Below are 13,521 nucleotides of genomic sequence, written 5' to 3' on the forward strand. Positions count from 1 at the left end.
GCCGGCACGCCCAGCCACGCGTCATCGCGGCCTCAGGCCCGCAGCCTCAGGCCTTCACCGGCTGAAGCAGTTTCGCGCACGCCGCTGCCTGCGGATCGCCCGCCGGCAGCTTCCCGCACACGCCGTCGAATTGCTTCACCACCGACCGGACCGACGTATCGTGCGCGCCGCCGTTACGCCAGCGCGTCAGCTGCGCGACCACCTTCGTCAGCGCACGCAGGTTCGCGCCATAGAACGCGTCCCGGGTCTGCCCGGCCTGCGCGAGCACGCTGCTCGCGATGCCTTCGATCCGCGCCGCGTCGTCCGGCGCAAGCTCGACCGCGTTCGCGAAATAGGTGGCGCCCCAGCGCAGCCGCGTCGCGGTCCCCGTCGCGCTGTCGTAGGCGTTGCGGTACCAGTCGAGCGCCGCGGCCTTGTCGCCGCGCGCCTTCGCATTGGCGGCAAGCCCGGACATGAAGTAATAGGGCGTCGCCGAGCGCGGCAATTCGGCCTTCAGCAGCGTATCGGATTCGTCGAGCAACCCGGCGTCGGTGAGCGTGTCGGCCGCCTCGCTGACGAGCGCCTGACGTTCATAGACGTTCGCCGCGCCCTGCACCGACGCCGCGATCTGCTTGCGCGCAGCGGCGAGCAGCGCGGGCGCGGGCGCGTCGAGCCGCGTGCCGTCGCGTGCGTCGCCGCGCGCGAGCAGCACGCGCCCGTGCAGCGCCATCAGGCGATCGATCGACGACAGCGTGCGCTCGACCGACAGCCGCGCGAGCGCCGCGTCGTATGCGCCGCGCAGGTTCGCGCGTTGCGCGGGCTCGCCGCCGAGGTACGCGACCACGCGGGCCGGCGCCGCGACGAGTACGTCGGAATCTGCACGCGCGAGCGGCGGATCGCGCAGCACGTCGCGCAGCGCATCGGCGAGCGCAGCCTTGTCGAGCGCGCCGGCCTGCGCCGGAGCGCCCGACGCCGCGACCACCGCCGCCTTCAGCGCGAAACGCGCGGCGTCCGCCGTCGCGCCGGCCGCGCGCGCACGCTGCGACAGCGTCTGCAGCGTCACGGCCACACGGTCGGGCGGCACCGGCAGCGCACCGTCGGTATCCCACGAATAATCGGCGAGCAGATGCCATTCGGACGGCGTCAGCGCCGCGCCCTCGTTCAGCGCGTTCGCGAGCGTCTGCCGCACCGGGTGCGCGGCGTTCATGCCGAGCGACAGCGCCCGCATGTAGCGGTCGAGATCGGCCTCGCCCGGCAGCCGCGTAACCTCGGTGCCGTCCGGGCGGAACAGGATCATCGTCGGATAGCCGTGCACCTTGAAGCGTTCGCCGACCTTCTGCGCGCTTTCGGTGTCGCCGTCGAGATAGACCGGCACGAAGAACGACGAGCGCGCCCGGAACGCCTGCTGGCTGAAGACCGTCGACTTCACCTGATTGCACGACGGGCACCATACCGCGCCCCAGTACAGCAGCAGCGGCTTGCCGGTCCGCTTCGCGAGCGCGAACGCGGCGTCGACGTCGCCCTGCTGCCACGCGATGCCGGGCGGCAGATGCGCATCGCCGCTCGGCGCACCCGCGACGGCCACGCGCTGCGGCGTGTCGACGGCAAGCGCTGCGCCGGTCACAACGATCAGGCAGGCGGCGGTCAGGTTCCGGAGTACGGTTTTCATCGAGTCGGCTTCCATGGAAAGAGACGGTTGCGCAAAGCCACGCAGCAAAAACAAGCACGGCGAAACGACCGAACGCATCGGGCGGCGCCGCACGTGCCGGAACCGGCGGCACATATCGCTACGCCGTCGCTTCACGAAGCGCCGCGGACGATCGCATCCATCGTTCATCGCACGACGATGCCCGTCGCGACGGTCGGCAAATTTGTCGACGATACGATTGCCGCGATCGGTTGAAAACCAACGAATCGTCGAATGCATATGACACGCGCGATCGTCAAAGAAGTGTCACCGAGCAGCAGCCACCACCACGCGCAGCACATCGTCGTTCACGACAGTGAAACATCGACCAAAGGCCATCGCATACGTTGCATGCGCAACGACATCGCGTCAAGAAGCCCGCATCGAATCGGAAATTTCTGCCGTCTCGCGACCGCAGGATCGGTAACTTCCTTCCATCGAGACACCGTAACGCACGTCCGCCATCTCGTTGCACCCGCAACTTCCATCACACGGAGCGTCATGTCATTTCCGCATCATGGCGACGTCATCTGCGCTCCCTAGACTGCTCTCCGCACCGCGCATCACGAGCGCGCGGCAAGCGGAATCGCGGCATGGCCCGATGCGCGCCATCGCACCCGCATCGCGACCCGTCCGCGCCCGGACGACGCCCGCGCGCACCCCACCGACGTCACTCTCGCTCCCGCCATCACAGGACCAGAACGCCATGACCTCACGCCGTAAATTCCTTCAGCAGACGGCCACTGCCGGCCTCGCCGGCGCCGCGCTGACCGCGTTTCCGCCGAGCATTCGCCGCGCGCTCGCGATTCCCGCCTTCCATGAATCGGGGACGATCAACGACGTGAAGCACGTCGTGCTGCTGATGATGGAGAACCGCGGGTTCGACGGTTACTTCGGCACGTTCAAGGGCGTGCGCGGTTACGGCGATCGCTTCGCGGTGCCGTCGCCGAACGGCCGCGACGTGTTCCACCAGACCTACACGAAGGCGACGCCCGCGGCGACCATCACGCCGTACCACCTCGATGCGAGCCAGGGCAACGCGCAGCGCGCGGGCGGCACGCCGCACACGTGGGCCGACGCGCAGGCCGCCTGGGATCACGGCCGCATGAACCGTTGGCCCGACGCGAAGACGCCGCTGTCGATGGGCTATTACGATGCGGCCGAAGTGCCGTTCCAGCGCGCGCTCGCCGATGCGTTCACGCTGTGCGACCACTACCACTGCGGGATGCACACCGGCACGATCGCGAACCGGCTGTTCTACTGGAGCGGCACCAACGGCCCGAACGGCGTCAGCCCGGCCGACGGCAGCCGCGTGAAGGTCGCCGCACTGAACAACCAGTTCAACGGCGGCAACGACATCGGCCCGTCGAGCCAGGGCTGGACGTGGACGACCTACGCGGACCGGCTGCAGCACGCCGGCGTGAGCTGGAAGGTCTACCAGAGCCTGATCGACAACTTCGGCTGCAACGAGATGATGAGCTTTCGCCACTGGCGCGCGGCCATCGAGCAGATGCCGGCCGCACGCCGGCCGGCGTACGTTGCGTCGACGGACATCACGCAGCCGGTGACGGCGGCCGGCGCGTTCTACGATCCGACGATCGACGACGCGTTGAGCCCGCTCGCGAAAGGCTTCGGCAACACGATGCCGTACGGTTTTCTCGAAACGCTGCGCGACGACATCCGCACCGGCAAGCTGCCCGAAGTGTCGTGGATCATTCCGCCGTCGGCGTACAGCGAGCATCCGGGGCCGTCGAGCCCCGCGCAGGGCGCGTGGTACGTGCAGGCCGTGCTCGACGCGCTGACCGCGAACCCGGAGGTGTGGAGCAAGACGGTGCTGCTCGTCAACTACGACGAGAACGACGGCTTCTTCGACCACATGCCGTCGCCGGCCGTGCCGTCGCGCAACGCCGACGGCTCGCTCGCCGGCGGCCATACGCTCGCGGCAGCCGACGTCGCGGTCGAATACCACGACTTCGCACCGGCCACCTCGAGCCAGCCCGCGGCCGACGGCCGCCCGTACGGCCCCGGCCCGCGCGTGCCGATGTGGGTCGTGTCGCCGTGGAGTCGCGGCGGCTGGGTCAACTCGCAGGTGTTCGACCATACGTCGACGCTGCTTTTCCTCGAAAAACGCTTCGGCGTGGTCGAGCCGCAGATCAGCGCCTATCGCCGCGCGGTGTGCGGCGACCTGACCAGCGCGTTCAACTTCCGCACGCCGAACGACGAACCGCTGCCGACGCTCGCGGGCCGCACGACGAAAAGCGCCGCCGATGCGCTGAGCGCAGCCCAACAGGCCGCGCCGAAGATCACGCCGCCCGCCACGCCGTCGCTGCCGGCGCAGGCCGTGGGCGTGCGTCCGTCGCGCGCGTTGCCGTACGAACTGCATGCGAGCGCGCACGTCGATGGCGGCAACGGCACCGTCACGCTGAAGTTCGCGAATACCGGCCGGGCGGCGGCGGTGTTCCATGTCTACGACAAGCTGCATCTCGACCGCGTGCCACGCCGCTACGTCGTCGAGCCGGGCAAGGCGCTGCGCGGCGACTGGGCCGCACGCGCCGACGACGCCGGTAAATATGACCTCTGGGTGCTCGGCCCGACCGGCTATCACCGCGGCTTCACCGGCGATCTCGCGCGGCTTGCCGGCGCACGCGCGCCGCACCCGGAGATCCGGGTCGGCTACGCGGGCGCGAGCGGCAACCTGCATCTGCGGCTGCGCAACGGCGGCGGCGACACGGTGCGCTTCACGGTGAAATCGAACCGGGCGTACGGCCCGCTGTCCGGCCACGGCGCCAGCGACGACCACGACCGCGGCGCCGACACGGGGACGACGTGGACGGTGGCGGTGCATGGCGGCACGCAGCACGAACTGCACTGGAAGCTCGACTCGACCGGCCACTGGTACGACTTCGTCGTCACCGCCGACAGCGACCCGAGCTTCGCGCGCCGCGTGGCCGGCCGCGTCGAGACGGGCCGTCACTCGGTCAGCGATCCGGCGATGGGGCTGCCCGAGCGCTTCTGACGGCAGCGGTGCGCCCGGCCGCGTAGACCGGCCGGGCGCCGCGCACGGCGGGCCCGGAGCCGGCCGGAACGCCCGCCCCACGCGGCTCAAACATCAGAGGGATCGGTGGTGCAGCCCTCATTTCACGCCCACGAAAATGCTCCTTGTTCGCCGCCGGTTCGCGTTAAACTCCATCAAGCTGTTTGCAGAAACGACATCTTCGCCTTAACGGCACACACGACACGAGGATACGTTCGATGCGCACATCCGGCTCATCCGGGGCAATGACCCTGCTCACCGAACACGACCCGGCCGACGGCCGCGAACTGCGTTCGTTGCGACTCGAAGCGACCAGCGACGGCAAGAGCGTGCTGCTGATCGAGATCGACGAGCGCAAGCCCGGCATTCACCGCGAGGTCCGTTACGAAATCACGCCCGCCGAGCTGGTCGCGGCGATCCGTTCTCACGGCGCCGAGTTGCCGGGCGAGAATCACGGCGCCGTCTCTCTCGCCCGCACGTCGTCCTGATCTCCACGGTGAGCCGCGTGCCACGCGCCGGCTCACCGCGTCCGTTCCGTCTGTCCGTAGCGCCGTTCGGCGCGCTTCGTCGTTCTCCCGCCGTCGGCTTGAAAATGGCCGATAATCGGCCCATCCGCGCGTCGTCCGCGCGCTCCTTTTCGGACAGCCGTGATGCTCCGTGACCTCGTCGCCCAGTACGGGCCGCTCCTCGTATTCGCCAACGTGCTGGCCGCCGCGGTCGGGCTGCCGGTGCCGGCGATGCCGACGCTCGTGCTGTTCGGCGCGATGTCCGCGCTGCACCCGGAGATGATCGGTTCGCAGCTCGTGACGGTGCTGGCGCTGTCGGTGCTGGGCGCGCTGATCGGCGATACCGTGTGGTACGCCGCCGGGCGCCGCTACGGCGGCGTCACGCTGAAGACGATCTGCCGGCTGTCGCTGTCGCGCGACAGTTGCGTGAGGAAAACCGAGCGCTTCTTCGGCCGCTACGGCGTGCGCGTGCTGGCCGTCGCCCGCTTCATTCCGGGGCTGTCGCTCGTGTCCGTGCCGATGGCGGGCGCGCTGCGCACGCGCTATCGCACGTTCGCCGGCTACGACGCGCTCGGCGCGGCGCTGTGGACGATCGTCGGCCTCGCGGCCGGGCTCGTGTTCTACCGGCAGATCGACTGGCTGTTCGCCGGCGCGAGCCGGCTCGGCCGCGCGGTGCTGCTGGTCATCGTCGCGCTGCTGGCCGCCTATGCGGCGGTGCGCTGGATGCGCCGCCGCGCGCTGATCCGCCAGCTCGCGAACGCGCGCATCGGCGTCGACGAGCTCGACGCGCTGCTGCAGGACGCCGCCGCGCCGGTGATCCTCGACGTGCGCTCCGACGAGCACCGCAAGCTCGACCCGTTCGCGATTCCGGGCGCGCAGTTCGCCGACGAGCGCCATATCGGCGACATCGTCGCGCGCTATCCGCTTACCCAGAAGTTCGTCGTCTACTGCTCGTGCCCGAACGAGGTGTCCGCCGCGCTGATGGCGAAGCGCCTGACCGACGCCGGCTTCACCGACGCGCTCGCGCTGCGCGGCGGCCTCGACGCGTGGCGCGACACCGGCCGCCAGCTCGCGTCGCTTGCGGAGGATACGCCGGCGGCGAACGATCCCGTCGCCGGCTTTCACAAGCCGGCCTGACGCCGGCTCGAACCCGCGTGCCGTCGATCAGAACGCCTTCACCGGCACGTTCACGACGAGACGGTACTCGCGGTTGGTCGCGTCCGAGTAGTGCGTCGAGCCGACGTGCCACATCGCGATGAAGGTGACCTTCGTGTCCTTCAGCTTGCCGCTCTGGAACGTATACGACGGGATGAAGCCGAACTCGTGGTGACGGCCCTGCACCGGCGCGCCGTTGACCCAGTAGATGCTCGACTTCGTCGGATCCTGCGACGCCATCTTGCCGCCGTCCGCGCCCCAGCCCGTCACGCCCCACACCATCGCCTTGAAGCCCGGCAGGCCCGCGTCCTTGCCGTAGAACGTATAGCGCAGCTGCAGCGACTTCTCGTGCGGCGCGTTGTAGTCGACGTCCATCGAGTTCGCCAGGAAGATGCCGTTCGTCTCGTTCAGGTAGTCGAAGAACTGGTCGCCGAGCACCTCCTGGTAGCCGAGCAGCAGTTCGTGCGGGCCGTGCTGCGCGGCCAGCGACAGGCTGTACGCGTTGCTGTTGATCTCGCCCTGGCGCTTTTGTCGCCCGTGTCGTGCGTCGAGTAGATGTTCGCGAAGCCCGTCCACTTGACCGTCTTCGGGCTGCCGATGCTGTGCTTGATCGACGCGTAGTACTGGCGCCACACGTCGTCCGCCTGGTTCGCGTACAGCGCGACCTCGCCGTCCGGCGAGTAGTCCCACGTGCCGCCGGCGTAGGTCAGCCGGTCGATGCGCGTGCCGCCGTACTGGCTCGTCAGGTTGGTCAGCGTCGTGTGGCCGCGCGCGTCGGTCTTCGTGAAGCTGCCCGCCTCGAGCATCACGTTCTTGAATTCGTTGCTGACGAGCGTCGCGCCGAGGAACGTCGGCGGCAGCGCACGGTTGTCGTGCTGTTCCATGAACGGGTTGTCGACGGCCTGCAGACCGTACTTGACCACCGTGTTCGAGATCCGCGCCTTCACGTCGTAGATGCCCGGATACGCCCATGCGAGCTGGTTCGAGCCGCCGCCGCCCTTCGCGATGTGCACCATGTTGCCGCCGCCCTTGCCGCCGTCGAGCTTCAGCGCCGCGTACACCGACGCGTCGACGCCGAAGCCGATCAGGCCCTGCGTGAAGCCCGACTCGTAGTTCGCCATCGCGCCCTGGACCCACGCATGGCGGTGCGGCCCGCCCTTGTTGTCGAGCACGTCCGCATAGTTGCGGAACAGGAAGTTCAGATGGCTGTCGGCGATGAAGCCGTTCGACTTCGACTGCGCGGACGGCTCGTCCGGCGGCGTGACGGCCTGCGTGGCCTCGGCGTTGATGATCGCGTTCGGCGTGGACGCCTGCGCGACGGCGGCGCCCGGCGCGGCCTGCGCCACCGTCAGCGGCGCTGCGTCGTCCGCGTAGGCCGCGCCCGTCAGCGAGACGCCGGCCAGCGCCGGCAGCCCCCACGCGAGCAGCATCTTCGATGTCGTTCCGATCTTCCTGTGTTTTGTCATCGTGGTTCTCTTCTTGTGTTGATGTCGTCTGCGCCGGTCGCGATACGCTTCCGGTCCCACCCGGCGCGCCCGGTCAAGGACGCACCTGTCCCGCGGCGCGAAGGTGGTTCGCGCCGCACCTACCCCTGTCGACCTGCCTGCTTATTTGCGTTTCAGCCCGCACCCGCGCGGATGCAGGCGACCTTCGCCGCAGAACCGTGCCGTACTTCCGGCCGCGGGATGTCCTGTGCGCACGCTTCGATCGCGTCCGGGCAGCGCGTGCGGAACGCGCAGCCGGACGGCGGATTGAGCGGCGACGGCATCTCGCCCGCCAGCAGCATCGGCCGCCGCGCGCGTTCCTGCGCGGGCTCCGGCGTGGGCGCCGCGTCGAGCAGCGCCCGCGTGTACGGATGCTGCGGCACCCCGTACACGTCGTGCCGCGCGCCGAACTCCATCACGCGGCCGAGATACATCACCAGCACGCGCTGGCTGATCGCCTTCACCACCGCGAGATCGTGCGCGACGAACAGATAGGACAACGACAGTTCGCGCTGCAGATCGCGCAGCAGGTTGACGATTTGCGCCTGGATCGACACGTCGAGCGCCGACACGGGTTCGTCGCAGATCACGAGCTTGGGCTCGCCGATCAGCGCGCGTGCGATTCCGACGCGCTGGCACTGCCCGCCGGAGAATTCATGGGGATAGCGCAGCAGGTGATGCGCGTTGAGGCCGACCCGCTCGAGCATCGACACCACGCGGCGCCGCACCTCGGCGCGGCCGAGGCCCGGCTGGTGCGTGACGAGCGGCTCGGCGACGATCTGCTCGATCGTCATGCGCGGATCGAGCGACGCGAGCGGGTCCTGGAAGATCATCTGCACTTCGCGCCGCATCGCGGTGCCGCGCAGATGGTCGGGCGCGACCGCGTCGCCGCGCCAGCGCACCGTGCCGGCCGTCATCGGCACGAGGCCGATCAGCGCGCGCGCGAGCGTCGACTTCCCGCAGCCGGACTCGCCGACGAGCCCGACGGTCTCGCCGCGCTTCACGTCGAACGACACGCCGTCGACCGCGCGCAGCGTCCCCTTCGGCGACCACGGATAGCCGCCGAGCGGCACGCGGAAATGCACTTTCAGATCCTCGACGGACAACAGCGTGTCGTCCGTCGCGCCGGCATTGCGGCGTTCATCGACGCTCATCGCAGTCCTCCCGTCAGATCGGCCACCGGCCGGTGGCACGCGCGCACCGCGTCCGCGGCGCCGTAGGTTTCGAGCGCCGGGCGCGCAGTGCCGCACTGGCTCTGCGCATACTGGCAGCGCTTCGCGAACGCGCAGCCGGCGCTCGCCATGCCCGGCATCGGCGGGTTGCCCGGAATCGCGACGAGCGGCGCGTCGTCGGCATCGGTCAGGCGCGGCAGCGCGTTGAGCAGGCCGATCGTGTACGGATGCGACGGCGCGGCGAAGATCGACTCGGCCGGCGCGTATTCGACGGTGCGGCCCGCGTACATCACCATCACGTCGTCCGCGAGGCCGGCAACCACGCCCATGTCGTGCGTGATCAGCACGATCGCGGTGCCGCGCTCGCGGTTCAGCTCGCGCAGCAGGTCGATGATCTGCGCCTGCACGGTCACGTCGAGCGCAGTGGTCGGCTCGTCGGCGATCAGGATTTCCGGCTCGGACAAGAGCGCCATCGCGATCATCACGCGCTGCCGCATGCCGCCCGAGAACTCGTGCGGATACATGCGGATGCGGCGCGCCGCGTCGGGAATGCGCACCGCTTCGAGCGCCTCGATCGCGCGCTTCGTCGCTTCCTTGCGCGACAGCCTGCGATGCAGCTGCAGCGTTTCGGTCATCTGCCGCTCGATCGTCAGGAACGGATTGAGCGACGTCATCGGGTCCTGGAAGATCATCGCGATCCGGTCGCCGCGGATCGCGTTCAGCGCGCGCGTGTCCATCGCCAGCAGGTCCTGCCCGCGATAGCGGGCCGCGCCGCTCGTCGTGCCGTTGCCGGCGAGCAGGCCGAGCAGCGCCATCACGGTCTGGCTCTTGCCCGAGCCCGATTCGCCGACGATGCCGAGCGTCTTGCCCGCGTCGAGGGTGAACGACACGCCGCTCACGGCGTCGATCGGCGCCGCGTCCTTGCGCGTGAAGCGCACGCCGAGGTTGTCGACTTCGAGTAGTGCAGCCATTTCAGCGATCCTTCGGGTCGAGCGCGTCACGCAGGCCGTCGCCGACGAAGTTCACGCAGTAGAGCGTCACGCACAGCATGACGGCCGGGGCCAGCAGCAGCCACGGCATCGATTCGAGTTTCTGCGCGCCGTCCTGGATCAGCACGCCCCAGCTCGTCATCGGCTCCTGCACGCCGAGGCCGAGGAACGACAGCACCGATTCGGTCAGCACGATGTTCGGCACCGAGACCGTCGCGTACACGACGACCACGCCGAGCAGGTTCGGCACGACGTGGCGCCGCACGATCGATGCCGGCGACACGCCGATCGCGCGCGCCGCATCGACGAATTCGCGGTTGCGCAGCGACAGCGTCTGGCCGCGCACGACGCGCGCCATGTCGATCCACGAGAACGCGCTGATCGTCAGCACGACGAGGATGAACGAGCGGCCGAACAGCGTCATCATCAGGATCGCGATCAGCAGGTACGGGATCGCGTACATCATGTCGACGATGCGCATCATCACGGCGTCGACGCGGCCGCCCGCGAAGCCCGCGGTCGCGCCCCATGCGACGCCGAACAGGCCCGACACGAGCGTGCCGAGCAGGCCGACCTCGATCGACACGCGCCCGCCGATCAGCGTGCGCACGAGCAGGTCGCGGCCGAGCTCGTCGGTGCCGAACCAGTGCTGGTTCGCCCAGGTCGGCGGCAGGCTGATCGACGCCCAGTCGCTCGCGGCCGGATCGGCCGGCAGCAGCCACGGGCCGACGAAGCACGCGAGCGTGACCAGCACGAGCAGCGCGAGGCTCAGCACCGCCGCGCGGTTGTGCAGGAAACGGGAGAGGGCCAGCGCGAGCGGCGAGCGCGAGCGCGGCGGCGTATCGGTCTGCGCGGGCAGGCCGACGACGGGAGTAGTCGGGGTCATCGCCATGCCTCGCTCAATAACGGATACGCGGATCGAGCCACGCATACGCGAGGTCGACCAGCAGGTTGAACAGCACCGCGCAGACGGTCGTCAGCACGACGAGGCCGAGCACCAGCGTGTAGTCGCGGTTGATCGCGCCGTTCACGACGAGCTGCCCGAGCCCCGGCAGCGCGAACACCGATTCGGTGACGACGGCCGCCGTGATCGACGAGATGCAGACCGTGCCGAACAGCGACACGACCGGCATCAGCGCGGGCTTGAGCGCATGGCGCAGCACGATCGTCGAGCCGGGCAGCCCCTTCGCGCGCGCGGTGCGGATGTAGTTGCTCGACAGCGTCTCGATCATCGAGCCGCGCATCACGCGCGCGAGCAGCGACACGTTGATGAACGTCAGCAGCACGATCGGCAGCAGCCGGTACTGCCAGCCGCCGTCGCCCCAGCCGCCCGCGGGCAGCCAGCCGTTGCCGGCCGACGTCTTCAGCAGGATCGCGAAGATCCACACGAGCACCGGGCCGAGCACGAACGGCGGCACGACGTTGCCGAAGTTGCCGATCAGCATCACGAAGCGGTCGATGATGCTGTCGCGGCGCACCGCCGCGACGGTGCCCAGCAGCACGCCGAACCCGATCGAGAGCGGGATCGAGATGCCGCCTACGCCGAGACTCACCGGCAGCGCCTTCTTCACGAGATCGTTGACCGACCAGTCGACGTAGCGGAACGACGGGCCGAGATCGCCGTGCAGCAGCGCGTCCAGGTACAGCAGGTACTGCTTCCACAGCGGCTCGTCGAGGTGGTACTTGGCGTTCAGGTTCGCGAGCGTCGCGGCGGACAGCTGCTTTTCCGTATCGAACGGGCCGCCGGGCGTGAAATGCAGCAGCAGGTAGCAGACGGTGATGACCGCGAGGATCGTCGGCACCGCCCACAACGTGCGTCTCAAAGCGTAGGCCAGCATGATCGCTCCGCTCAGTGCTTGATCAGGTACATGTCCTGCGAAGCACGCATGTCGATCACGTTCTTCAGCGAGTAGCCGCCGACGTACGGCTTCACGAGACGGTCGGCCGAGTACTGGAACAGCGGCACCATCGGCGTGTCGTTCATCGCCGCGTCGTGCGCCTGCGTGAGCAGCGCGGCGCGCGCCTTGTCGTCGAGCTTCTGGTTGCCTTCGTCGACGAGCGCGTCGGCCTGCTTGTTGCAATAGCCGACGGTGTTCTGCGAGCTGCCGCAGCGGATCAGGTCGAAGAACGTCATCGCGTCGTTGTAGTCGGCGAACCAGCCGTCGCGCGCGATCTGCACCTTGCCGTCATGCCGCTGCTTCATCAGCACCTTGAACTCGACGTTCTCGAGCTTCGTGTTGACGCCGAGCTTCGTGCGCCATTCCGACGCGGTGAACAGCGCGACCTTCTTGTGCAGGTCGTTGGTGTTGTACGTCAGCGTGAACGACAGCGGCTTCGCGTCCGAGTAGCCGGCCTGCTTCAGCAGGTTCTTCGCGGTTTCGACGCGCTTGGCCATCGGCCACGACGCCCATTCCGGCGTGAACGGCTGCACGCCCTTCGTGCCGTTCGGCATCAGCCCGTACATCGGCTTCTCGCCGGCCTGCGTGAGCTTCGACGTCAGCACGTCGCGATCGATCACCATCGACAGCGCCTGGCGCACGCGCTTGTCCTTCAGCACCGCATCGCTGTTGTTCAGGTAGTAGTAGTACGTCGCGAGCTGCAGGCCCGGGCGCAGCTCGCCGCCGAACTGCTTGCTGACCTGCTGGAAGATGCCCGACGGAATCGAATAGCTGTAGTCGATCTGGCCGGCCTGGTACATGCGCATCGCGGTCTCGTCGCTCTCGATCGGCAGGTACGTGACCTTGTTGATCACGACCTTGGGCGCATTCCAGTACTTCGCGGCCTTCGTGATCACGATGCGGTTGTTCGGCTGCCAGTCGACGAGCTGGAACGGGCCGTTGCTAACGATGTTGCCCGGGCGCGTCCATGCGTCGCCGAGCTTCGTCACCGTGTCCTTGTTCACCGGCGCGAGCGGCACCATCGCGGTCAGCTCGGGGAAGAACGCGACCGGCACGTCGGTCGTCACCTCGAGCGTATACGGGTCGACCGCGCGCACGCCGAGCGTCGACGGCGCGGCCTTGCCGGCGATGATCTCCTTCGAGTTCTTCACGAACTCGACGAGGATCGTGTACTTCGAGCCCGTCTTCGGATCGACGAGTCGCTGCCACGCATAGACGAAATCGGCCGCGGTGACGGGCTGGCCGTTGCTCCACTTCGCATCGCGGCGCAGCTTGAAGACCCACGTTTCCGGCGTCTTGCGCTCCCACGACAGCGCGACGCCCGGCACGACCTGGCCGGCCGCATCGATGCGGGCAAGCCCTTCGAACAGGTCGAGGCCGATCGTGTTGCCGGTCCACGACTCGATGTGCGCGGGGTCGAGGGATTCGACTTCGGCCGGCACCTGACGCGTCAGGTCCTGTTGCGCGGCGAGCGCGACGTTCGACGGAACGGTAACGGCGGACGCGGACTGCGTCGTCAGGGCGAGCGCGGCCAGCACGGCCGACATGGCATGCAAGGATTTCATCGTGTCAGTACTTGGTGGGTTTTCGGTGCGTGTGTCGCGGCGGGGACGCCGC

At 68.7% G+C, this 13,521-nt stretch carries 10 protein-coding genes and 1 pseudogene; 4 read left to right on the forward strand and 7 right to left on the reverse strand.

Annotated elements, in window-relative coordinates; all coding sequences use genetic code 11:
* Nucleotides 1–46: 46 nt before the first annotated feature.
* Nucleotides 47–1,648 (reverse strand): thioredoxin family protein, encoded by a 1,602-nt coding sequence (locus WJ35_RS28820; RefSeq protein ID WP_069240672.1) that lies wholly within the window; start codon nt 1,646–1,648, stop codon nt 47–49.
* Nucleotides 1,649–1,675: 27 nt separating this feature from the next.
* Between WJ35_RS28820 and WJ35_RS28825 the strand changes: the two genes are divergently transcribed.
* From WJ35_RS28825 to WJ35_RS28845, 4 genes are all read left to right on the forward strand, one after another.
* Nucleotides 1,676–1,882 carry a hypothetical protein gene (locus WJ35_RS28825; RefSeq protein WP_069240554.1) on the forward strand — a complete coding sequence of 69 codons (207 nt, stop codon included), beginning with the start codon at nt 1,676–1,678 and terminating at the stop codon, nt 1,880–1,882.
* Nucleotides 1,883–2,372: 490 nt separating this feature from the next.
* On the forward strand, nt 2,373–4,682 hold the full coding sequence (locus WJ35_RS28835) for a phosphocholine-specific phospholipase C (RefSeq protein ID WP_069240555.1): 2,310 nt from the start codon (nt 2,373–2,375) through the stop codon (nt 4,680–4,682).
* A 236-nt stretch (nt 4,683–4,918) separates the two neighbouring features.
* Nucleotides 4,919–5,188: a hypothetical protein gene (locus WJ35_RS28840; protein ID WP_069240556.1), complete on the forward strand. Its 270-nt coding sequence runs from the start codon at nt 4,919–4,921 to the stop codon at nt 5,186–5,188.
* A gap of 162 nt (nt 5,189–5,350) precedes the next feature.
* Nucleotides 5,351–6,343, forward strand: coding sequence for a DedA family protein/thiosulfate sulfurtransferase GlpE (locus WJ35_RS28845; protein ID WP_060236994.1), 993 nt, complete (start codon nt 5,351–5,353; stop codon nt 6,341–6,343).
* A gap of 27 nt (nt 6,344–6,370) precedes the next feature.
* Here WJ35_RS28845 and WJ35_RS28850 read toward each other — a convergent pair.
* From WJ35_RS28850 to WJ35_RS28875, 6 genes and pseudogenes are all read right to left on the reverse strand, one after another.
* Nucleotides 6,371–7,827, reverse strand: a pseudogene (locus tag WJ35_RS28850) (OprD family porin).
* Nucleotides 7,828–7,979: 152 nt separating this feature from the next.
* The gene (locus tag WJ35_RS28855; protein WP_060236991.1) at nt 7,980–8,999 is read right to left on the reverse strand and encodes an ABC transporter ATP-binding protein; all 1,020 of its coding nucleotides are present in this window, start codon (nt 8,997–8,999) and stop codon (nt 7,980–7,982) included.
* Nucleotides 8,996–9,988, reverse strand: coding sequence for an ABC transporter ATP-binding protein (locus WJ35_RS28860; RefSeq protein WP_059657794.1), 993 nt, complete (start codon nt 9,986–9,988; stop codon nt 8,996–8,998). The genes WJ35_RS28855 and WJ35_RS28860 overlap by 4 nt, the downstream gene beginning before the upstream one ends.
* Nucleotide 9,989: 1 nt before the next feature.
* Nucleotides 9,990–10,892 (reverse strand): ABC transporter permease, encoded by a 903-nt coding sequence (locus WJ35_RS28865; RefSeq protein ID WP_060237258.1) that lies wholly within the window; start codon nt 10,890–10,892, stop codon nt 9,990–9,992.
* A gap of 13 nt (nt 10,893–10,905) precedes the next feature.
* On the reverse strand, nt 10,906–11,844 hold the full coding sequence (locus tag WJ35_RS28870; RefSeq protein ID WP_060236990.1) for an ABC transporter permease subunit: 939 nt from the start codon (nt 11,842–11,844) through the stop codon (nt 10,906–10,908).
* An 11-nt stretch (nt 11,845–11,855) separates the two neighbouring features.
* On the reverse strand, nt 11,856–13,469 hold the full coding sequence (locus tag WJ35_RS28875) for a peptide ABC transporter substrate-binding protein (protein ID WP_060236988.1): 1,614 nt from the start codon (nt 13,467–13,469) through the stop codon (nt 11,856–11,858).
* Nucleotides 13,470–13,521: the final 52 nt, after the last annotated feature.

This window comes from Burkholderia ubonensis (assembly GCF_001718695.1).
Taxonomy (GTDB): Bacteria; Pseudomonadota; Gammaproteobacteria; order Burkholderiales; family Burkholderiaceae; genus Burkholderia; species Burkholderia ubonensis_B.